The sequence below is a fragment of the Streptomyces sp. NPDC040405 genome (genome assembly GCF_055595765.1).
The window spans coordinates 1,072,395-1,092,682 of record NZ_JBVIVI010000001.1; the positions used below are offsets into that span (position 1 = coordinate 1,072,395).

Genomic DNA, 20,288 nt, shown 5'->3' on the forward strand with positions numbered 1-20,288 from the left:
TACTGCGTAAGGGGTTCCGGGCCACGTAGTTCAAAAGAGGAAGGGCTGTGGGGACACCCTTACGTATCGAGCGTCACACGAAGACGGGCCCGGCGCTTCCTGCGCACCGGGCCCGCCGACTGCTCCTACTTCTTGCCCTTGCTGTCGCCGCCGCCACCGTCGTCGGAGGACAGCACCGCGATGAAGGCCTCCTGCGGCACCTCCACGCTGCCGACCATCTTCATCCGCTTCTTGCCTTCCTTCTGCTTCTCCAGCAGCTTCCGCTTACGGGAGATGTCACCGCCGTAGCACTTGGCGAGGACGTCCTTGCGGATGGCGCGGACGGTCTCCCGGGCGATCACCCGGGAGCCGATGGCGGCCTGGATCGGCACCTCGAAGCTCTGCCGCGGGATCAGCTCGCGCAGCTTGGCGACCAGCCGGACGCCGTACGCGTACGCCTTGTCCTTGTGGGTGATCGCGGAGAAGGCGTCGACCTTGTCGCCGTGCAGCAGGATGTCGACCTTGACCAGGTCGGACGCCTGCTCGCCGGTGGGCTCGTAGTCGAGCGAGGCGTAGCCGCGGGTCTTGGACTTCAGCTGGTCGAAGAAGTCGAAGACGACCTCGGCGAGCGGGAGCGTGTAGCGGATCTCGACCCGGTCCTCGGAGAGGTAGTCCATGCCGAGCAGCGAGCCGCGGCGGGTCTGGCACAGCTCCATGATCGCGCCGATGAACTCGCTGGGGGCGAGGATCGTGGCCCGTACGACCGGCTCGTGCACCTTGTCGATCTTGCCCACGGGGAACTCGCTGGGGTTGGTCACCGTGTGCACGGCGCCGTCCTCCATATCCACCCGGTAGATCACGTTGGGCGCGGTGGCGATCAGGTCGAGATTGAACTCGCGCTCCAGGCGCTCACGGATGACCTCCAGGTGCAGCAGCCCGAGGAAGCCGACGCGGAAGCCGAAGCCGAGGGCGGCGGAGGTCTCCGGCTCGTAGACCAGCGCGGCGTCGTTGAGCTGGAGCTTGTCCAGGGCCTCGCGGAGCACCGGATAGTCCGAGCCGTCGAGCGGATACAGGCCCGAGAACACCATCGGCTTGGGGTCCTTGTAGCCGCCCAGCGGCTGCTCGGCACCCTTGGTGAACTGGGTGATCGTATCGCCGACCTTGGACTGGCGGACGTCCTTCACACCGGTGATCAGATAGCCCACCTCACCGACGGACAGCCCGTCGGAGGCGGTCATCTCGGGTGAGTTGGTGCCGATCTCCAGCAGCTCGTGGGCGGCGCCGGTGGACATCATCCTGATGCGCTCACGCTTGTTGAGCGTGCCGTCCACGACCTTCACGTACGTCACGACACCGCGGTACGCGTCATAGACGGAGTCGAAGATCATCGCGCGGGCGGGCGCGTCCTTGACCCCCACCGGCGGCGGGACCAGCCGCACCACGGTGTCCAGCAGCTCGTCGACACCCTCGCCGGTCTTGGCGGAGACCTTGAGCACGTCGGAGGTCTCGCAGCCGATCAGATGCGCCAGCTCGGCGGCGTACTTCTCGGGCTGGGCGGCCGGGAGGTCGATCTTGTTGAGGACCGGGATGATCGTGAGCTCGTGCTCCATCGCCAGGTAGAGATTGGCGAGGGTCTGGGCCTCGATGCCCTGGGCGGCGTCGACCAGCAGGACGCAGCCCTCACAGGCCGCCAGCGAACGCGAGACCTCATAGGTGAAGTCCACGTGGCCAGGGGTGTCGATCATGTTGAGGACGTGGGTGACCGGCTTCGGGTTCCCCTGCTCCTCGGTCAGCGCCCAGGGCAGCCGGACCGCCTGGGACTTGATCGTGATGCCGCGTTCGCGCTCAATGTCCATGCGGTCGAGGTACTGCGCGCGCATCTGTCGCTGCTCGACCACGCCGGTCAGCTGAAGCATGCGGTCGGCAAGCGTCGACTTGCCATGGTCGATGTGCGCGATGATGCAGAAGTTACGGAGCAGAGCCGGGTCGGTACGGCTCGGCTCCGGCACATTGGTAGGGGTCGCGGGCACGCAGCGTCCTGTATCTAGGCGGGACTCGGTGTTCTCGGTTCCCCCATGGTCCCATGAACGGCAACCGCTTCCGGGTTTGGGAGGCCACCAGCGCTGCTGGTAATCTGGCGGACTGTGTCTTACGCGCTGCTCTCGCGCGGGACACAAGCGCACGACAGACAGCGAAAACCAACGAACCTGCGAAGGCTCTTACGTGGCGAACATCAAGTCCCAGATCAAGCGGAACAAGACGAACGAGAAGGCGCGTCAGCGCAACAAGGCCGTCAAGTCCGAGCTGAAGACCGCCATCCGCCGGACCCGCGAGGCCGTGGCCGCCGGTGACGCCGAGAAGGCCACCGCCGCCGCCCGCATCGCCGGGCAGAAGCTCGACAAGGCCGTCAGCAAGGGCGTGCTCCACAAGAACAACGCCGCCAACAAGAAGTCGGCTCTCGCGCAGCGGATCGCCGGCCTCAAGGGCTGACCCTTCCGGGCCACCCGCACGGGTGACCCACCGGGGCGACGCATCGCCCCTCACCCCGCCGTGGGGAACGTCCGAGCCCTCTACCTCGGATCACGGACAGCCTTCGTAGTACGCCACGCTACGTTCAATGCCCCCGGGCCCACTCCGGGGGCATTGCTGTGTCCGGATCCGTGTCCCTCCCGTATCCGGATCGTCCCTGCGCAGCGCGGGGTTTTTGGTGTTTCTTCGGGTATGTTCACGTCATGTCGATACCGGGGGAGACACCCAATCCGTACGGGCCGCCGCAGCCACCTCAGCCGCCGCTCCCGCCACAGCAGAACCCTCAGTCTCAGCAGCCTCCTCAGCAGAGCGCGCCGCCGCCCGGCTCCTACGGACATCCTCAGCCTTCGCCGCACGCCCCGGCGTACGCGCAGCCGACCATGCCGGGGGTGCCCGCGGTACCCGCGATGCCCGCGGGACAGCTGGGCGGCGGGTACGGGCCGTACGCCGCTCCCGCGCCGCCCGTCCCGCCGCCGCCCGGCGGCGGGGCCGGAGGCGGAAAGGGCTGGCTGTGGGCGCTCGGCGGGGCCGTGGTCGCCTCGGCCGTCTGGGCGGGTGTGGTGTTCGCGACCGGAGGGTTCGGCGGCGAGCCGAAGGCCGACCTCGCGGGCTACGGCTACACGAGCAATCTGTGCGCCTCCACCGATCTCGAGGCCATCGAGGACGCCGGATACGAGCAGAAGGACACCAGCGGGTCGTCGAATCCGCGGCACAGCGGCTCCCAGGACCCGGCCCTGGACACGATGTCCTGCCAGATCGACTTCGAGCCGACCGACGGGTCCAGCAGCGACTACTCCTCGGAATGGTTCTCCACGACGGCCGGTCTGCACCGGAAGACCGATCCGGAGCCGGAGTTCGAGGCCCAGTACCGGCAGTACGAGGATCAGCGGACCGCCAGCTCCACCTACAAGGTGAGCGAGGTGGACGGCCTCGGCGACGAGGCGTACGTCGTCACGCAGCAGAGCACCGGCAGCAGCAACACCGGGGCGTATGTGATCCTCGGCGTGCGGGAGGGCTGGACGACCTACCAGTCGACGTGGTCGGAGTACGTATCCAGCTCATCGAGCGCCGACGCCATGACAGCGCAGGAGGCCACCGAGATGCTCGAAAAGAGCGCCCGGGCGACCCTGGCGAAGCTGAAGGAAAAGGGCTGAGGCAGGGCTGAGGACCGCGGGGTCTCCAGCCTGTCGACGCTAGGAACGCCCCGCGGTTCTAGGAACGCCCCGCGCGGGCGGCACGGGCGATGGCGACGACGGCCTTCTCCAGGGCGTATTCCGGATCGTCGCCACCGCCTTTGACACCCGCGTCGGCCTCGGCGACCGCGCGCAGCGCGATCGACACCCCGTCCGCCGACCAGCCGCGCATCTGCTGCCGCACCCGGTCGATCTTCCACGGCGGCATGCCCAGGTCACGGGCCAGATCACCGGGGCGGGCGCCGCGCGGGGCGGAGGCGAGCTTGCCGATGGCGCGGACGCCCTGGGCCAGGGCGCTGGTGATCAGCACCGGTGCCACGCCCGTGGCCATGGCCCAGCGCAGCGCCTCCAGCGCCTCGGCCGCCCGCCCCTCGACTGCGCGGTCGGCGACGGTGAAGCTGGACGCCTCGGCCCGGCCCGTGTAGTACCGGCCGACGACGGCCTCGTCGATCGTGCCCTCGACATCGGCGACGAGCTGGGACACCGCGCTGGCCAGCTCGCGCAGATCGCTTCCGATAGCGTCCACCAGCGCCTGGCAGGCCTCCGGCGTCGCGGACCGGCCGGTGGCGCGGAACTCCGACCGGACGAACGCCAGCCGGTCGGCGGGCTTGGTCATCTTCGGGCAGGCGACCTCGCGCGCCCCGGCCTTGCGGGCGGCGTCGAGCAGCCCCTTGCCCTTGGCCTGACCGGCGTGCAGCAGCACCAAGGTGATCTCCTCGGCGGGGGCGCCGAGATAGTTCTTCACGTCCTTGATCGTGTCGGCCGACAGATCCTGTGCGCTGCGCACCACGACGACCTTGCGCTCCGCGAAGAGCGACGGGCTGGTCAGCTCGGCGAGGGTGCCGGGCTGCAGCGCGTCGGGCGTGAGGTCGCGCACATCGGTGTCGGGATCCGCGGCGCGGGCCGCCGCCACGACCTGCTGCACGGCGCGGTCGAGCAGCAGGTCCTCCTGGCCCACGGCGAGGGTCACCGGGGCGAGGGGGTCGTCGGTCGTCGTCTTCCTGGCCATCGCGGACCAGCATCCCACGGACCGCCGACAGCCCGGTCTTCTCCATGGCCGACAATGTTCGGGTGATCGATGGAGGACTGAACGGCGTACGGCATGTGCTGGTGCTCCCCGACCGCGACGCGGCGGAGGAGGTGGCCGAGGCGCTGCCCGAGCGCTTCGGCGTCGCGGAGGAGCCCCAGTTGGTGCGCGACGCCCTCGCGGGTGAGGACGACGCCGAGGACGCCCAGTGGCTGGTGGTCGTCGAGGACCCGGCCGCGCGGCTGGACTCGGCCGCGCTGGACGCCTTCGCCGAGGAACACGAGGGCTGGCTGGAGACCGACTGACCGGCCGGGCGCGACCTGTCCCGGTTGGTCGTCCCCGAAGCGGTCGCCCGCGGTCCGCAGCCCGCCGTCCGCCACCTGGCGCCCGACGCCCGGCGCCCGCTACCCGGTGACCAGTGCCAGTGCGAAGCCGTCGTACCCCTTCTCGCCGACCGTCTGCACCGCCGTCGCCGTCAGCCGGGGCTCCCGCGCGATCAGCTCCGTGAAGCGCCGCACGCCCTGGACGCGGGGATCCGTGCTGGCGGGGTCGGCCACCTCCCCGTCCCGCACCACGTTGTCCCCGATGATGAGACTTCCGGGGCGGGTGAGCCGCAGCGCCCAGGCGAGGTAGTCGGGGTTGCCGGGCTTGTCGGCGTCGATGAAGACCACGTCGAAGGGGCCGTGCCCCTCCTCGGCCAGCCGGGGCAGCGACTCCAGCGCCTTGCCGGTGCGGATCTCGACGACCTCGCCCAACCCCGCCCGCTCCACATTGGCCAGCGCCACCTCCGCGCTCCGGGGGTCGGCCTCCAGGGAGACCAGCCGCCCGTCCTCGGGCAGCGCCCTGGCCAGCCAGATCGTGCTGTACCCGCCCAGGGTGCCGATCTCCAGGACGGTGCGCGCCCCCTGGATCCGGGCCAGCAGATGCAGCAGCTTCCCCTGATTGGGCGCCACCTGATGCGGCGGCAGCCCGGCGGCCGCGCTGTGCTCCAGGGCGGCGGCCAGGGCCGGATCCGACGGTGCCAGAAGGCCGTTGAAGTAGTCATCGACCTTGGTCCACTGTGCGAGCGACATGAGCGAGCTTCCTTTCGGAACCGACTGAGTCCGCACCGGGAACCTACTGCGCACCACGCGGATCGCCGGGCCCGGACGGCGAATTTCCGTCTGCCGCCGCCCCGCGCCCGTCGGCCGCGGCTCCCGCCGACCACCGCCCGCAGCCGAGGGCCGGTCACCGCGACCGGCCCGTCCCGGTCGGTCCGCAGCACGGCGGCGCCCCGGGCCTTCAGCGCCGCGACGGTACGGGGCGACGGATGTCCGTACGGGTTGTCCGCGCCGCAAGAGATCACGGCGATACGCGGGTGCAGCCGGTGGATCAGCCGCGGGTCCTGGTAGGCCGAGCCATGGTGGGCGACCTTGAGCACGTCCACCGGGGGCAGATCCGGATGCGCCGTCAGCAGGGCCTGCTGGGCGGGCGGTTCCAGATCGCCGAGGAGCAGCAGGGTCAGGCCCGCCGTACGGACCAGAAGGGTCACACTCGCGTCGTTCGCGCCCTCCTGTGCCGGGGCGGCGGCCGGGGTGTCGGGCCCCGGCCACAGGACTTCCCAGGACAGCGGGCCCCATCGGCGCCGCTCCCCCGGGCCGGCCGTCACCACGGGCACCCGCGCCGCCGCGGCCCCGCGACGCACGGCCGCGGCCTGGCCCGGTGGCTCCGCCAGCCCGGTCGTCTCGATCGCCCCCACCGAGCGGCCGCGCAGCACCCCGGGCAGCCCGGCCACATGGTCCGCGTGAAAGTGGGTGAGGACGAGCAGCGGGATGCGGACCACACCCAGCGTCCGCAGACAGCGGTCGACGGCCCGGGGCTCGGGACCGGCGTCCACGACGACGGCCGTGCCGGGCCCCGCGGCCAGGACCAGGGCGTCCCCCTGGCCCACATCGCACGCCACCAGCCGCCAGCCGGGCGGCGGCCAGCCGGTGATGACCCGGGTCAGCGGCGCCGGGCGGACCACCGCGAGCAGCAGGAGCAACGCACAGACCGCCCACAGCCACCGGTGCCGCAGCAGGCGGCGCCCCAGGAGGACGGCGACCAAGGTGACCGCCGCCAGCAGCAGCCCACCGGGCCAGCCGCCCGGCCAGCCCGCTTCCGCGCCGGGGAGCCCCGCGCCGGTGCGGGCCACCCCGGCGATCCACTCGGCCGGCCAGCCCGCGGGCCAGGCGATCCACCGGGCGACCGGAAGCGCGAGCGGGGCCACCGCGAGCGCGGCGGAGCCGAGGACCATGGCGGGCCCCACCGCGAGCTCGGCCAGCAGATTGCAGGGGATCGCCACCAGGCTCACCCGCGCGGCCATCATCACCACCACCGGGGCGCACACCGCCTGCGCCGCCGCGGCGGCCGCCAGCATCTCGGCCGGACGCGGCGGGACCCCGCGCCGCCGCAGGGCGGCGCTCCACCCCGGCGCGAAGGTGAGCAGCGCGCCGGTGGCCAGGACGGACAGCAGGAACCCATAGCTCCGGGCCAGCCACGGGTCGTACAGCAGCAGCGCCAGGACCGCGGCGGCCAGGGCCGGGAGCAGGGAGCGGCGACGCCCGGTGCCGATGGCCAGCAGCGTGATCAGCCCGCATGCCGCCGCCCGCAGCACGCTGGGGTCGGGTCTGCAGACGATCACGAACCCGAGCGTGAGCCCGCCGCCGAGCAGGGCCGTCGTCCGGAGCCGCATACCGAGCGCCGCGGCCAGCCCGCGCCGCTCGGCCCGCGCGGCGAGGTGGGGCGGGCCGGTCAGCAGGGCCAGCAGCAGCGTGAGGTTGCTGCCGGAGACGGCCAGCAGATGCGTCAGGTCCGTGGCCCGGAACGCCTCGTCGAGGTCCGGCGGAACCCGTGAGGTGTCCCCCACGACCAGCCCCGGCAGCAACGCCCGGGCGTCCGGCGACAGCCCGTCGGTCGCCGTACGCAGCCCGGCGCGCAACCGGCCCGCCAACCGCTGGACGGAGCTGGGTGCCCCGATGACGCGCGGCGGCCCGCCGCCACCGCGCACCACCGCCGCGACCCGGTCCCCGTCGCGCAGCGGCGGTGCCAGACGGCCGTGCACCCGCAGCCGTGTCGACGGCAGCACCCGGAGCCACGCCGCTCGCTGCCGGACCTCCGGGCGGACCGTCACCAGCACCGGGGCCCGGGTGTCCGTCGCCGTGCCGTCGGGCCCGGTGATCCTGGTGGCCTCCGCCTCGACCACCACCGACACGGGCGCGAGCGCGGCGCCGCGCACCCGGGGTCGGCTCAGCCTCGGATCCCCCGTGACCGTCACCTCGGCGGTCGCCTCGGCGAACTCCCCGGCCAGCGCCGGGACCGGTCCGCGCCGCACATCCGCCGCGTGCAGCGCGGCGACCGCCCCCGCCGTGGCCCCGCACAGCAGGACCGCCGCGACTGCCCCCGCCGTCCGCCGCCGGATCCGCCCCATGACGGCCCGGCGCCGACGGGTCAGGTGGAGCAGGACGGCTGCCGCCAGGCAGGCTCCCGCACAGACCACGGCCGCCGTGCGGCCCGGCGTGCCCAACGCGATCGCCGCCGCGGCCCAGGCCGCCAGCGCGGGCGGCACCAGGCGGAGGTCCGCCGGGCCTTCCTGGCGGGGATCGGACGCCCCGCGCGGTGAGGCGGCGGCCGCGTGCACCGGTGCACGGGGGCGTGCCGTCCCTACGGGCGTCATGGCTGGACCAGCGGGCGGAGATCGGCGAACCGGCGGTCGCCGATGCCGTTGACCTCGCGGAGTTCGTCGATGGAACGGAAACCGCCGTGCTGGGTGCGGTAGTCGAGGATGTGCCGGGCCAGGACCGGGCCGACCCCCGGCAGGGTGTCGAGCTGTTCCGCGGTCGCCGAGTTGAGGCTGATAGTCCCGCCGGGCGGTGCGCCGGGTGCGCCGGAGCCGGGGCCGGGGGCTGGTCCGGTGGGGGCGGGGCCTGCGGAAGCGGGGCCTGCGGGGGCCTGGTTCGCCGGGGCGCCGATCACGATCTGCTCACCGTCCACCAGGGGCCGGGCCCGGTTCAGTCCGCTCGTGTCCGCGCCCGGACGCGCCCCGCCCGCCGCCTTGATCGCGTCGGCGACCCTCGCCCCGGACGGCAGTTGGCGCAGCCCCGGACGGCGGACCTTGCCCGTCACATCGACCACGACGGACCGGCTGCCCGCGGCGGTGCCCGGCCGCTCCCCGGCCGTCGGTGCGGCCGCCGCACGCGCAGGCTCGGGCTCGGGCGCCCGTACGGTCTGTGGGCGGCCGCTCCAGAAGTGGTAGACCGCGAAGGCCAAGGCGACGGCGAGGGCGACCGCCAATGCGGCGACGGTCCGTAACTCCATTCCGCAGCGCAGCTGAAGCCACAGCGGGAGGCGTTCGCGCAACGCCAGCCGCATCCGGTCGCGGCGGCGCAGCGTCTCGCCGTCGGCGTTCGCCGCACCCTCCTCGGTGTCTTTTTTGCCGTCCGTGGCTTCGTCCACGGCTTCCGGCACGGCCCACCGCGGCACCCGCCGCCGGGCCCCGTGCCGGCCGTCGGCGGCCACGGCCTCACCAGCCGCGGGCTTGGCGGCTACCGCGAGCCTGGCCGCAGCGGGAGCCGGTGCCGGGGCGGCAGGCCGCCGGGCGTGAAGCGGCACCGGGGCGGGCGCCGTCCTCATCGCACGGCCAGCGCCGAAGGCGGGTGCCAGGTTCGAGGCGGCGGTCAGGCGCGAGGCGGGAGCTGGTCCCGAGGTCACTGCCACGCCCGCACCGGAAGTCGGCCTCCGGACCGGCACCGAACGCGGTGCGGGCCCCGGGACCCGCACCGGCCCAGTGGCAGGCGCCGCCCTCGGGGCGGGAGCGGAAGCCGATGCGCGAGCTGGGTGTGATTCGCGCGTCGGGCCCGGAGCGGGAGCCCGCCCCCGAACGGGAAGCGGACCCAGATCAGGAAGCGGGCTCGGAACGGACCCCGGACCCGGCGCCGGGGCCGGGTTGGGAGCGGGTAGCGGGGCCGGAACGGGCCCCAGGCCATGAGCAGGCGCGGCGCCCCGAGCGGAGGTCGGGACCGGAACGCGATCCGGAACCGGAGCGGACGCCCGCCTCTGAGCAGGTGCCGCCCCGGGCGCGGGCATTCCGTCCGAGGCCGACGCCGACCCTGGGCCGGGTGTCTGGCTGAGATCAGGCGCCTGCCCGGGGGCGGGCATCGGTCTCGGCGCCCGAGCCGCGCGCCGGGCAGGCGCCGGGCCCGGAGCCGGGGGCGGGGGCGGCGTTGGCGGGAGGGGGGCAGGGGTGTGGGGGTTCGGGCTTCGGATGGGTGGGGTCGGGGCGGGGAAGAGGGCCGCCGCGCGGGTGTGGCGGCTGGCGGCGCGGGGCGCCGCGGGGTGACGGCGGTGGGGGCGGGGCTCGCGGTGGCGGCCTCGGACCAGCCGCGTCGTAACGGTGCGTGATCGTGTGGTCATGGCACCCGACGGTAGGCGCACGCGGCCGACCCCGCTGAGCAGCGTCGATTCCCGGGGATAACCCACCAGTTGTGGAAAACCCCGTCACCCGGACGGGTCCGCTACCGCGGCGAGACCACCGCGCCCAGCAGCCCCGGCCCGGTGTGGGCCCCGATCACCGCGCCCACCTCGCTCACGTACAGCTCCGCGAGCCCCGGTACCCGTTCCCGCAGCCGCTCCGCGAGGGCCGCCGCGCGCTCTCCCGCCGCGAGGTGCTGGACGGCGATGTCCACCGGGCTCTGGCCCGCCCGCTCCACCACGATCTCCTCGAGCCGGGCGATGGCCTTGGAAGCGGTGCGGACCTTCTCCCGCAGTTCGATCCGGCCCTCGTCGAGCTGGAGCAGCGGTTTGACCGCGAGCGCCGAGCCGAGGAGTGCCTGCGCCGCGCCGATGCGGCCACCGCGGCGCAGATAGTCAAGGGTGTCGACGTAGAAGTAGGCGGCGGTGCCGTCGGCCCGCTTCTGGGCCGCCGCGACGGCCTCGTCCAGCGTGCCGCCGCCCTCCGCGGCCTCCGCGGCCGCCAGTGCGCAGAAGCCGAGCGCCATCGCGACCATGCCGCTGTCCACCACCCGTACCGGCACGGGCGCGTCCTGGGCGGCGAGCACCGCCGCGTCGTAGGTGCCGGAGATCTCGGCGGACAGATGCAGCGAGACGATGCCGGTCGCGCCCTCCTCCGCCGCCGCGCGGTAGGCGTCCGCGAACGTCCCCGGGCTGGGCCGGGATGTGGTCACGGGCTTGCGCTTCTGCAGGGCCTCCGCGAGCGACAAGGCCGAGATCTCGGTCCCTTCCTCCAGCGCCCGGTCTCCGAGCACCACGGTCAGCGGCACGGTGGTGATGCGATGCCGCTCCATCGCCTCCTGCGGCAGGTAAGCCGTTGAATCGGTCACGATCGCGACATGGCGGGACATGACAGGGAGATTATCCGGGGAAGCCCCGGGCCGACAGCGCGACCCCACTGATGATCACCGACCCTACCGGTAAGCCCGTGTTCAGGCGGTGTTCTCGGGGCGGGAGGACTCCTGCCAGGGCTTCTGCCACGAGTACGGCTGCGGGCGAGGTGCGCTCTCCAGGGAAGGCGCGGAGGACGGTTCCCACCGGGACGCAGGCCGCTCGCCCACAGGCTCCGGCTCCGGCTCCGCCTTCGGATCCGGCTTCGGATCCGGCTTCGACTCCGGCCGCGAGGCCGACTCGGCCCCCGGGGTCGGCTCCGGCCGCGGCTCCTCCACCGTCCAGTGCCGCAGCGCCCCCGCCTCCACCTCGATCTCGCGTCCCAGCGCGTCCAGCTCGTCGTGGGCGAACCGCTGCGCCCTCTCCCGCACCGCCCAGCGCAGCGAGTCCGCGGAGTGGGTGATCCGCTCCGTACGCTCCCGCAGCTCGGGGAGGAGGGCGGTGAGGCGGGTCTTGTCGGGCTCCCGCTCCAGCCGCTTCAGGTCCTCGTCCAGCTCACGGCCGTGCACGCCGAGCCGCTGGAACAGGTTCAACGACTCCGCCACGGAGCGGTCTTGGCCCGCCACCGCGCGCAGCGCCTGCTCGGTGGCGGACATCGACGTACGCAGCGACAGCCGCAGCTCGGCCAGCTCACCGGCCGCGCCCGGCCGGGAGAACTGGCGGGCCCGCAGCCGGGTGTCCTCGACCGTGCGGCGGGCCTGGTCCACGGTGCGGTCGAGGCTGCGCTTGGCCGTCCGGACCACCCGCACGCTGACATAGGCGCCGGTCGCGATGAACAGGACGAAAAGCAGCAACAGGATCCAGATGGCTTCCATGTGCGCTCCTTCGGGCGGCGGTCACCGCGGTGGCAGCTGTCCTCCCAGCGTAAACGGACCGGGTGGGCCCGGGGTTCCTGACGAACCCCCAGCCCACCCGGACAGCTACCCCCGGAGCGGTCAGGCCGGGACGATGTTCACCAGCTTCGGCGCCCGCACGATCACCTTGCGGATGCCCGCGCCGTTCAGCGCCGCGACCACCGCCGGGTCGCCCAGGGCCTGCGCCTCCAGCTCCTCGTCGGAGACCGACGGGGCGACCTCCAGCCGGGCCTTGACCTTGCCCTTGACCTGGACGACGCAGGTCACCGTCTCGTCCACGACGTACGCCGGGTCGGCGACCGGGAACGGCTCGTGGACGACCGACGACGCGTGGCCCAGCTTGCGCCACAGCTCCTCGGCGATGTGCGGGGCCAGCGGCCCGACCAGCAGCACCAGCCGCTCGGCGATGGAGCGGGGCACCTCGCGCACCTTGGTGACGTGATTGTTCAGCTCGGTGATCTTGGCGATGGCGGTGTTGAAGCGCAGGCCCACCATGTCCTGCCGGACCCCGTCGATCGCCTTGTGCAGGGCGCGCAGCGTGTCCTCGTCGGGCTCCGCGTCGACGACGGTGACCTCGCCGGTGGCCTCGTCCACGACGTTGCGCCACAGCCGCTGCAGCAGTCGGTACTGGCCGACGACCGCGCGGGTGTCCCAGGGGCGCGAGACGTCCAGCGGGCCCATGGCCATCTCGTACAGGCGCAGCGTGTCGGCCCCGTACTCGGCGCAGATCTCGTCCGGGGTGACGGCGTTCTTCAGGGACTTGCCCATCTTGCCCAGCAGCCGGGTGACCTTCTCGCCCTCGTACCAGTACGCCCCGTCGCGCTCCTCGACCTCGGCGGCCGGGACCGCGATGCCACGGCTGTCCCGGTAGACGTACGCCTGGATCATGCCCTGGTTGTACAGCTTGTGGAACGGCTCGACCGACGAGACATGGCCCAGGTCGAACAGCACCTTGGACCAGAAGCGGGCGTACAGCAGGTGCAGCACGGCGTGCTCGGCGCCGCCGACGTACAGGTCGACTCCGCCGTGCGGCTGACCGTCGCGCGGGCCCATCCAGTAGCGCTCGGTGCCGGGGTCGACCAGCTGCTCGCTGTTGTGCGGGTCCAGGTAGCGCAGCTCGTACCAGCAGGAGCCCGCCCAGTTGGGCATGGTGTTGGTCTCGCGGCGGAACGGCCGCGTGCCGCGCCCGTCGCCCAGGTCCAGCTCCACGTTGACCCAGTCCTCGTTCCGGGACAGCGGGGTCTCCGGGGAGGTGTCGGCGTCGTCGGGGTCGAAGGTGCGCGGCGAGTAGTCCTCGACCTCGGGCAGCTCCAGCGGCAGCATCGACTCGGGCAGCGCGTGGGCCACGCCGTCCTCGTCGTAGACGATCGGGAAGGGCTCGCCCCAGTAGCGCTGACGGCTGAACAGCCAGTCGCGCAGCCGGAAGTTGACGGTGCCCTCACCGATGGAGCGGGCCGCCAGCCACTCGGTGATCCGGGCCTTGGCCTCGGTCACGCCCAGGCCGTCCAGGGAGACGCCGTCACCCGCCGAGTTGACGATCTTGGCGTCGTACGAGCCGAACGCGTCGTCCCAGGTCGACGGGTCGGTACCGCGGTCGTCCGAGGGCTCGACGACGCAGCGCATGGGCAGCTCGAAGGCGCGGGCGAAGGCGAAGTCACGGCCGTCGTGTGCCGGAACGGCCATGATCGCGCCGGTGCCGTAGCCCATCAGGACGTAGTCGGCGATGAAGACCGGCACCCGGTCGCCGCTGACCGGGTTGACCGCGTACGCGCCGGTGAAGACTCCGGTCTTGTCCTTGGCCTCGGCCTGCCGCTCGACGTCCGACTTGGCCGCGGCCTGCTTGCGGTACGCGGCGACGGCCTCGGCCGGGGTGGCGTGCCCGCCGGTCCACACGTCGTGGGTGCCCTCGGGCCAGGCGGCCGGGACGATGGAGTCGACCAGGTCGTGCTCGGGCGCCAGCACCATGTAGGTCGCGCCGAACAGGGTGTCCTGGCGGGTGGTGAAGACCGTGATCTTCGCGTCGGGGTGGTCCTGCACCGGGAAGTCCACCCGGGCGCCCTCGCTGCGGCCGATCCAGTTGCGCTGCTGCAGCTTGATGGCCTCGGGCCAGTCCAGCGCGTCCAGGTCGTCCAGCAGCCGGTCCGCGTAGGCGGTGATCCGCATGTTCCACTGGCGCAGCTTGGCCTTGAAGACGGGGAAGTTGCCGCGCTCGGAGCGGCCGTCGGCGGTCACCTCTTCGTTGGCCAGCACGGTGCCCAGGCCGGGACACCAGTTGACGGGCGCGTCCGAGGCGTACGCCAGGCGGTAGCCGCCCAGGACGTCCGCCCGCTCGCCCTCGGTCAGCCCGTCCCAGGGGCGCCCGTCGGGGGTGGCGCGCTCACCGGAGGCGAACTGCTCGACCAGGGTCTCGACCGGGCGTGCCTTCCGCGCCTCCGGGTCGTACCAGGAATTGAAGATCTGCAGGAAGATCCACTGGGTCCACTTGTAGTAGTCCGGGTCGATCGTGGCGAAGGAGCGCCGCGGGTCGTGGCCCAGGCCCAGGCGGCGCAGCTGGCGCCGCATGTTGTCGATGTTGGCCTCGGTGCTCACCCGGGGGTGGGTGCCGGTCTGCACCGCGTACTGCTCGGCGGGCAGGCCGAAGGCGTCGAAGCCCAGGGTGTGCAGGACGTTGTGGCCCGTCATGCGGTGGTAGCGGGCGTACACATCGGTGGCGATGTAGCCCAGCGGATGGCCCACGTGCAGCCCCGCACCCGAGGGGTACGGGAACATGTCCATGACGAACTTCTTCGGCCGGGCGACGACCTCGGTGTCACCGGTCAGGTCGCCGCCCGGGTTGGGCGCGTCATACGTGCCGTTCGCGTCCCAGAAGTCCTGCCAGCGGGCCTCGATGTCAGCGGCCAGCGCGGCCGTGTAGCGGTGCGGCGCGGCCACCTCGGCTGCGGCATTGGTCTCGCTCATGATCCTCAAAGCTCCATTGGTCGTCTCTGCCCGCGGCACAGGCCGATTCCCTCTTGTCCGGTGAAACAAAAAGGCCCCTCGCACAGGAGGGGACGCCGCGCCGATGCCGACCGGAGATGATCGCGGTCGGTACTGATCAGCGCGGCCCGCTAAGCAGAAGGCGTACGGCACGCATGGGGTCAGGTTACCGCAGGGCACCGACGGCCCGCATCGAGGTGGTACGCGGGCGAGGGCAGGCGAGGAAACGAGAAAACGGGCCGTCCGCGCCGGACGACCCGCTCCTGGGATTGTGGAGCTAAGGAGAATTGAACTCCTGACCTCCTGCATGCCATGCAGGCGCTCTACCAACTGAGCTATAGCCCCAGGTCTTGCTGTTCCGCCCGGTTCCCCTCGGCGGCATCGCCTACATTACACGGACGCCCCGGGCTTTAGCCAAATCGATTACCGCGGGGCCGCGACCAGCCCCCGCGCACGCCGCTTCACGCCGTCGCGAACGAGTAGAAGCGCTTCAGCGTGCAGTGCTCTTCGAGGAGGCGGCCATAGATCGGCTCGCCCTCGAGCTCCCGGTACGTCTCGATCGGGTCGCCCTTGATGATCAGCGCCTGGGCGCACTCCGCGCACCAGTACTGGTAGTCGGAGTTGAGCGGCTCCATGTCGCGGACGATGGGTGTGCCGCCGCCACACCAGTCACATTTCCGGCTGTGTGCTCCCATGTCACTCAGCTCCAGCTGTGGCCGCAGGCCGTACACACGTAGGAAACACCGCCGTTGTCGCCGAGCACCTGAGCCACATGGCCGGAACCGCAGGACGGGCATTCGATGCCCTCCCGAGCCGTCTCGGAAAGGTCCTCGAACGCGTCGAGGATGCTGGTCGGCATCCCACCCGTCCCTCCCCATCGGACTATCGGCCTGCGCCCCCGCCGGCTGTCCGATTCTGCCACGGGGCGACGCCCAGGTCAGCGGAGATGCAACAGACGACTCACCAGACTCACAAGCGCCCCGCACACACCGCCACTTCCGCAGAGCGTCGCGCGCTCGGTGCGGTGTCGTCCAACCTACCCAGGAAGATCGGACCGAACCCAGCCACCCCGGCGGCAGGCCGAGTTGAGCCGACGTCAAAAGGCGGCTCCCACCGCGTACAAGCGCGAACGGACACACACAGTCGCGCACAAAAGCGGCGATCCCGCCTCCCGGTGAGGGAGACGGGATCGCCGCCATCTGTGGAGCTAAGGAGAATTGAACTCCTGACCTCCTGCATGCCATGCAGGCGCTCTACCAACTGAGCTATAGCCCCGCTGCTCTCCGCGCCGCTGCGCTTCGAACAAGAAGGAGCTTAGCCGGTGACCAGCCGGAAAAGGAAATCGAGCCGGGAGGCGTCTTCTAGTCGTCGTCGCCGAGGACCGGCTCGGGGAGGGAACCGGCGTTGTGCTCCAGCAGCCGCCAGCCGCGCGCGCCCTCGCCCAGCACCGACCAGCAGCAATTCGAGAGGCCGCCGAGCGCCTCCCAGGTGTGCGGCTCCAGGCCGAGCAGCCGCCCGATCGTGGTGCGGATGGTGCCGCCGTGGCTGACCACCACGAGCGTGCCGCCGTCGGGCAGCTTCTCGGCGGCCTCCAGCACCACCGGCGCCGCCCGGTCGGCGACCTCGGACTCCAGCTCGCCGCCACCGCGCCGCACCGGCTCGCCGCGCTTCCACGCCGCGTACTGATCGCCGAACCGCTCGATGATCTCTTCGTGCGTGAGCCCCTGCCACTCACCGGCGTAGGTCTCCCGCAACCCCGCGTAGTGGTCGATCGTGAGCCCGGTCACGGTCGCCAGCTCGGCGGCGGTCGCCCTGACCCGCTTGAGGTCGGAGGCGACGATCGCGTCCGGCCGCAGTCCGGCCAGCAGCCGGGCCGCGCGGTGGGCCTGCGCGACCCCGGTGTCGGTGAGCTCGATGTCCAGGGAGCCCTGGAAACGGCGCTCGATGTTCCAGGCCGTCTGGCCGTGCCGCCACAGGACTATGCGGCGGCCGCGGCCGCTGATGGTGCTGTTCAGCTCAGCTCACCGCCCGCACCGCCGTCCGGGCCTTGCGCCTGCGCGTGCTCCTCCGCCTTGCCGTGGGTGGCCTTGGCGTCCGCGGGCAGCTCCAGCTGCGGGCAGTCCTTCCACAGCCGCTCCAGGGCGTAGAAGACCCGCTCCTCGCTGTGCTGGACGTGCACCACGATGTCCACGTAGTCCAGCAGCACCCAGCGGGCCTCGCGGTCGCCCTCGCGGCGCACCGGCTTGGCGTCGAGCTCCTTGTTCAGCCGCTCTTCGATCTCGTCGACGATCGACTTGACCTGGCGGTCGTTGGGCGCCGAGGCCAGCAGGAAGGCGTCGGTGATCGAGAGCACGTCGCTGACGTCGTACGCGATGATGTCGTGCGCGAGCTTGTCGGCGGCTGCCTGGGCGGCGGCGTTGATGAGCTCGATGGAGCGGTCCGTGGCGGTCACAGGCGAGGCTTTCCGGTCGGTGGGGACCCTCAGGGTCTGGCAACCCCAAGGGTCTCACGCCCCACTGTCACGGCTCTCGGCCATTCCCCCGTGACTGCCGTGACTCTCCTGACTCTTCCGGCACTCCCGCCCGGAAACCGAAGGCGCCGCGGTCAGCCCTGGGGCTCGTAGTCCGCGCCGAGGACGACCGTTACGTCCGCGTTGGCGGCGCCCTTGCCCTTCTTGACCGAGGTCGCGGGCAGTCCGAGGGTCTTGGCGACCTCCTTGGCCTGCTCCGCCTGCTTGGCGTCCGCGTACGTCACCCGCGAGGTCTGCTGCGGGGTGCCGCCCTCGGTGGCGGCGACGACCGTGAAGCCGCCGTTGACCAGCGCGACCCGGGCGGCGCCCGAGGCGTCCCGGCTCCCGCCCGCGCTGGTCACGCTCACCCGTGCCGCCGAGCCCGGGTCGGTGTTCTTCACCGTGCCGCCGAGGACGTCCTTGACCACCCGGTCGGTCGCCCGCGTGCTGAGCGTGCCGTTGCCCTGGATCGGCAGCATCATCGTGTCGAAGTCGCCGCCCTTGGCCTGCCCCGCGAGCCGCGCCAGCGAGGCGCCGAGCTGCTGCTCGGACAGCGACGGGTCGGGGATCTGCGCCAGCTGCTCGACGGTCTTGGTGGCGCCGCCCGTATCGCTGGAGACCTTCTTCAGGGAGGCGTCCATGACCTGGCCGAACCGCGCGAGCTGCTTGGTCTGCGCCTCGCCCGGGGCCCGGTAGGTGGCGTACGCCACGGCCGCCTGGCCGCTCAGGATCTGCTCCTTGCCCCGCTTGACCAGCGGGTCCTCGCCCTTCCGGGAGGACGGGACGGTGGTGTCGGTGTTCAGGGTGATGCCGCCGACCAGCTCGACGAGGTTCTCCAGATAGGGCGTGTCCAGCCGCCAGGTGCCCTGGATCTTCGAACCCAGCAGGGTGGACAGGGAGTCCCGGGTGGCGTCGGAGCCCTCGTCGGTCACCGACTTGCCGAGCGTGGTGGAGCCGCCGTCCTCGGTGGAGACGGACAGCGCGTTCGGCAGCAGGACGGTGGTGCCCTTCTTGGTGGTCTCGTTGTCCACCAGCAGCGCGGTGGAGGTACGGCCGCCCTTCAGCTCCCGCAGATGGACGACGATCACGTCCCGCTTCTGCGGGCCGCCCGCCGCCTGTGCGTCGCCGTCGGCGGAGAGACCGGGCAGCTTGCCCGCGGACCAGAGGTAGCCGACGCCGCCCACGGCGGCGAGGGCCAGCACCACGACGAGCGCGACGAAGCGGTTGCGGCCCTTGCGGCGGCGCTCGTCACGCCGCTCGGAGCGGGTCTCGGCGAACTTCAGCCAGTCGATGACGTCTTCGGAGTCCTCGTCGGGCTCCTCCACGAAGGAGAACTGCTCAGTGCGGTACTCGGGGTCGTCCGGGTCCGGGGGGCCGGACTTACCCTTACCGGGCCCCTCCGGAGCCGGAGCCGGGGCCGGGGCGCGGTGGACCGGCTCCTGCCGGTCCAGCTCGGCCAGCTCCTCGTACGGGTTCGGCTCGTCCTCCTCCGCCGCGGCGGGCGGGGCGGGCTGGGCGTAGTCGTAGCCCTGCTGGACGTACTGCTCCTGCTGCCCCTGCTGCCCCGGCTCCTGGACGTGCTGCGGATAGTGCTGCTGCTGTCCGTAGTACGGGTCGTACGGCTGCGTCGGTGGATACTGCGTCTGGGCCTGCTGCGCCTGGGCCTGCTGAGGCTGCGCCTGCTGCGCCTGGCCGTACGGGTCGTAGCCGTAGCCATACCCGTCCTGCTGCTGGCCCTGCTGCTGCCCGTAGTACGACGACGGGTCGTAACCCTGCTGCGTCCCCTGAGGCTGGTACACCGGCTGCCCATAGGCGTCGTAGCCGTAGATCTGCGGCTCCTGGGCATACGGATCCCGCGCGTACGGGTCGTACGGGTCCTGTCCGTCGTTCACCGGTACCCCTTCAGCTGTCGTGCCGGTACAGCTCTCGCTTGTCGATGTACCGCACCACACCGTCCGGCACCAGGTACCAGACGGGTTCGCCGTGTGCGACACGCGCCCGGCAGTCCGACGACGAGATCGCCAGCGCCGGAACCTCGACCAGCGACACCCCGCCCTCCGGCAGCCCCGGGTCGGCCAGTATGTGCCCGGGCCGCGTCACCCCGATGAAATGGGCGAGCGAGAACAGCACTTCGGCATCGCGCCAGGTGAGGATCTGGGCGAGCGCGTCCGCTCCGGTGATGAAGAACAGGTCCGCGTCACCGTTCAGCGCGCGCAGGTCCCGGAGCGTATCGGTCGTGTACGTCGCGCCGCCGCGGTCGATGTCGATGCGGCTGACCGAGAACTGCGGGTTCGAGGCGGTCGCGATGACCGTCATCAGATAGCGGTCCTCGGCCGGGGAAACCTTTTTGTGGCTCTTCTGCCACGGCTGCCCGGTCGGTACGAACACCACCTCGTCCAGGTGGAACTGCGACGCCACCTCGCTGGCCGCGACCAGGTGACCGTGGTGGATCGGGTCGAACGTCCCGCCCATCACACCGAGCCGCCGCTTGGCCGGCCCCTTCTCCTCTTCCATGCGTGCAGACCCTACTGGGCCCGGCTCGAAACCGGGGCCCGAAGAGGCAACGGCCCTGGTCAGCGGTCCCGGTTGAAGCGGGTGGTGATCCACAGCAGCAGGAACAGAATGACGAGAGCGGCACCGCCGGTCATGAAGGGGCTGATGCTCGGGTGGGTGTCGGTGTGGTGCTCACCGCCCTCGGCCGCGAGGGTGGTCAGGGCAGCATGGGCGGTGCTGAAAGCGCTCATCGCAGGCGATACCTATCCGGGTCTCGGCGTCACGTCACGTCCGCAACATCGTATGCGAGG

At 72.0% G+C, this 20,288-nt stretch carries 17 protein-coding genes, 2 tRNA genes and 1 pseudogene; 3 read left to right on the forward strand and 17 right to left on the reverse strand.

The window, feature by feature from the left end; translation table 11 throughout:
- Nucleotides 1–125: 125 nt before the first annotated feature.
- Nucleotides 126–2,009, reverse strand: coding sequence for a translation elongation factor 4 (lepA, locus tag ACZ59A_RS04795; RefSeq protein WP_470953520.1), 1,884 nt, complete (start codon nt 2,007–2,009; stop codon nt 126–128).
- Between the two features lie 193 nt (nt 2,010–2,202).
- Between lepA and rpsT the strand changes: the two genes are divergently transcribed.
- Nucleotides 2,203–2,469: a 30S ribosomal protein S20 gene (rpsT, locus tag ACZ59A_RS04800; protein WP_468050141.1), complete on the forward strand. Its 267-nt coding sequence runs from the start codon at nt 2,203–2,205 to the stop codon at nt 2,467–2,469.
- A gap of 428 nt (nt 2,470–2,897) precedes the next feature.
- Nucleotides 2,898–3,662, forward strand: coding sequence for a hypothetical protein (locus ACZ59A_RS04805; RefSeq protein ID WP_470953522.1), 765 nt, complete (start codon nt 2,898–2,900; stop codon nt 3,660–3,662).
- A gap of 58 nt (nt 3,663–3,720) precedes the next feature.
- Here ACZ59A_RS04805 and holA read toward each other — a convergent pair whose 3' ends face one another.
- A complete protein-coding gene (gene holA / locus ACZ59A_RS04810) occupies nt 3,721–4,710 on the reverse strand; it encodes a DNA polymerase III subunit delta (RefSeq protein ID WP_470953525.1) in 990 nt (329 codons plus the stop codon).
- Between the two features lie 77 nt (nt 4,711–4,787).
- Here holA and ACZ59A_RS04815 point away from each other — a divergent pair, with 77 nt between their 5' ends.
- Nucleotides 4,788–5,033: a hypothetical protein gene (locus ACZ59A_RS04815; protein WP_470954644.1), complete on the forward strand. Its 246-nt coding sequence runs from the start codon at nt 4,788–4,790 to the stop codon at nt 5,031–5,033.
- Nucleotides 5,034–5,132: 99 nt separating this feature from the next.
- On the opposite strand, the gene ACZ59A_RS04820 is transcribed toward ACZ59A_RS04815, so the two are convergent.
- From ACZ59A_RS04820 to ACZ59A_RS04890, 15 genes and pseudogenes are all read right to left on the reverse strand, one after another.
- Entirely contained in the window at nt 5,133–5,801 is a 669-nt protein-coding gene (locus ACZ59A_RS04820) for an O-methyltransferase (protein ID WP_470954645.1), read from the reverse strand.
- Nucleotides 5,802–5,929: 128 nt separating this feature from the next.
- A pseudogene (locus ACZ59A_RS04825) lies at nt 5,930–8,422 on the reverse strand (ComEC/Rec2 family competence protein); the annotation flags it as partial.
- Nucleotides 8,419–9,264, reverse strand: coding sequence for a ComEA family DNA-binding protein (locus ACZ59A_RS04830; RefSeq protein ID WP_470953527.1), 846 nt, complete (start codon nt 9,262–9,264; stop codon nt 8,419–8,421). The gene ACZ59A_RS04830 and the pseudogene ACZ59A_RS04825, both read right to left, overlap by 4 nt.
- Nucleotides 9,265–10,259: 995 nt before the next feature.
- Entirely contained in the window at nt 10,260–11,105 is an 846-nt protein-coding gene (locus ACZ59A_RS04835; protein WP_468050138.1) for a DegV family protein, read from the reverse strand.
- A gap of 81 nt (nt 11,106–11,186) precedes the next feature.
- The gene (locus ACZ59A_RS04840) at nt 11,187–11,960 is read right to left on the reverse strand and encodes a hypothetical protein (protein WP_470953530.1); all 774 of its coding nucleotides are present in this window, start codon (nt 11,958–11,960) and stop codon (nt 11,187–11,189) included.
- A 120-nt stretch (nt 11,961–12,080) separates the two neighbouring features.
- On the reverse strand, nt 12,081–14,957 hold the full coding sequence (gene leuS / locus ACZ59A_RS04845) for a leucine--tRNA ligase (protein ID WP_470953532.1): 2,877 nt from the start codon (nt 14,955–14,957) through the stop codon (nt 12,081–12,083).
- 290 nt (nt 14,958–15,247) lie between these two features.
- Nucleotides 15,248–15,320: transfer RNA gene (locus tag ACZ59A_RS04850), tRNA-Ala, on the reverse strand.
- Nucleotides 15,321–15,436: 116 nt separating this feature from the next.
- The gene (locus ACZ59A_RS04855) at nt 15,437–15,670 is read right to left on the reverse strand and encodes a hypothetical protein (RefSeq protein ID WP_009717962.1); all 234 of its coding nucleotides are present in this window, start codon (nt 15,668–15,670) and stop codon (nt 15,437–15,439) included.
- A 5-nt stretch (nt 15,671–15,675) separates the two neighbouring features.
- On the reverse strand, nt 15,676–15,834 hold the full coding sequence (locus tag ACZ59A_RS04860; RefSeq protein WP_358617751.1) for a hypothetical protein: 159 nt from the start codon (nt 15,832–15,834) through the stop codon (nt 15,676–15,678).
- Between the two features lie 343 nt (nt 15,835–16,177).
- Nucleotides 16,178–16,250: transfer RNA gene (locus ACZ59A_RS04865), tRNA-Ala, on the reverse strand.
- 86 nt (nt 16,251–16,336) lie between these two features.
- Complete coding sequence (locus ACZ59A_RS04870) at nt 16,337–16,990, reverse strand: histidine phosphatase family protein (RefSeq protein WP_470954647.1); 654 nt, start codon at nt 16,988–16,990, stop codon at nt 16,337–16,339.
- Nucleotides 16,987–17,427 (reverse strand): ribosome silencing factor, encoded by a 441-nt coding sequence (rsfS, locus tag ACZ59A_RS04875; protein WP_470953535.1) that lies wholly within the window; start codon nt 17,425–17,427, stop codon nt 16,987–16,989. The genes ACZ59A_RS04870 and rsfS overlap by 4 nt, the downstream gene beginning before the upstream one ends.
- A gap of 152 nt (nt 17,428–17,579) precedes the next feature.
- Nucleotides 17,580–19,376 (reverse strand): LCP family protein, encoded by a 1,797-nt coding sequence (locus ACZ59A_RS04880; RefSeq protein ID WP_470953538.1) that lies wholly within the window; start codon nt 19,374–19,376, stop codon nt 17,580–17,582.
- 10 nt (nt 19,377–19,386) lie between these two features.
- On the reverse strand, nt 19,387–19,998 hold the full coding sequence (nadD, locus tag ACZ59A_RS04885; RefSeq protein ID WP_468050133.1) for a nicotinate-nucleotide adenylyltransferase: 612 nt from the start codon (nt 19,996–19,998) through the stop codon (nt 19,387–19,389).
- A gap of 59 nt (nt 19,999–20,057) precedes the next feature.
- A complete protein-coding gene (locus tag ACZ59A_RS04890) occupies nt 20,058–20,228 on the reverse strand; it encodes a hypothetical protein (protein ID WP_039938999.1) in 171 nt (56 codons plus the stop codon).
- Nucleotides 20,229–20,288: the final 60 nt, after the last annotated feature.

What these genes read in the sequence shown, in the direction of transcription:
- nadD (WP_468050133.1), bottom strand. Translation starts at nt 19,998, where the DNA reads ATGGAAGAGGAGAAGGGGCCGGCCAAGCGGCGGCTCGGTGTGATGGGC.
- ACZ59A_RS04855 (WP_009717962.1), bottom strand. Translation starts at nt 15,670, where the DNA reads ATGGGAGCACACAGCCGGAAATGTGACTGGTGTGGCGGCGGCACACCC.
- ACZ59A_RS04890 (WP_039938999.1), bottom strand. Translation starts at nt 20,228, where the DNA reads ATGAGCGCTTTCAGCACCGCCCATGCTGCCCTGACCACCCTCGCGGCC.
- ACZ59A_RS04840 (WP_470953530.1), bottom strand. Translation starts at nt 11,960, where the DNA reads ATGGAAGCCATCTGGATCCTGTTGCTGCTTTTCGTCCTGTTCATCGCG.
- ACZ59A_RS04860 (WP_358617751.1), bottom strand. Translation starts at nt 15,834, where the DNA reads ATGCCGACCAGCATCCTCGACGCGTTCGAGGACCTTTCCGAGACGGCT.
- ACZ59A_RS04820 (WP_470954645.1), bottom strand. Translation starts at nt 5,801, where the DNA reads ATGTCGCTCGCACAGTGGACCAAGGTCGATGACTACTTCAACGGCCTT.
- holA (WP_470953525.1), bottom strand. Translation starts at nt 4,710, where the DNA reads ATGGCCAGGAAGACGACGACCGACGACCCCCTCGCCCCGGTGACCCTC.
- leuS (WP_470953532.1), bottom strand. Translation starts at nt 14,957, where the DNA reads ATGAGCGAGACCAATGCCGCAGCCGAGGTGGCCGCGCCGCACCGCTAC.
- ACZ59A_RS04835 (WP_468050138.1), bottom strand. Translation starts at nt 11,105, where the DNA reads ATGTCCCGCCATGTCGCGATCGTGACCGATTCAACGGCTTACCTGCCG.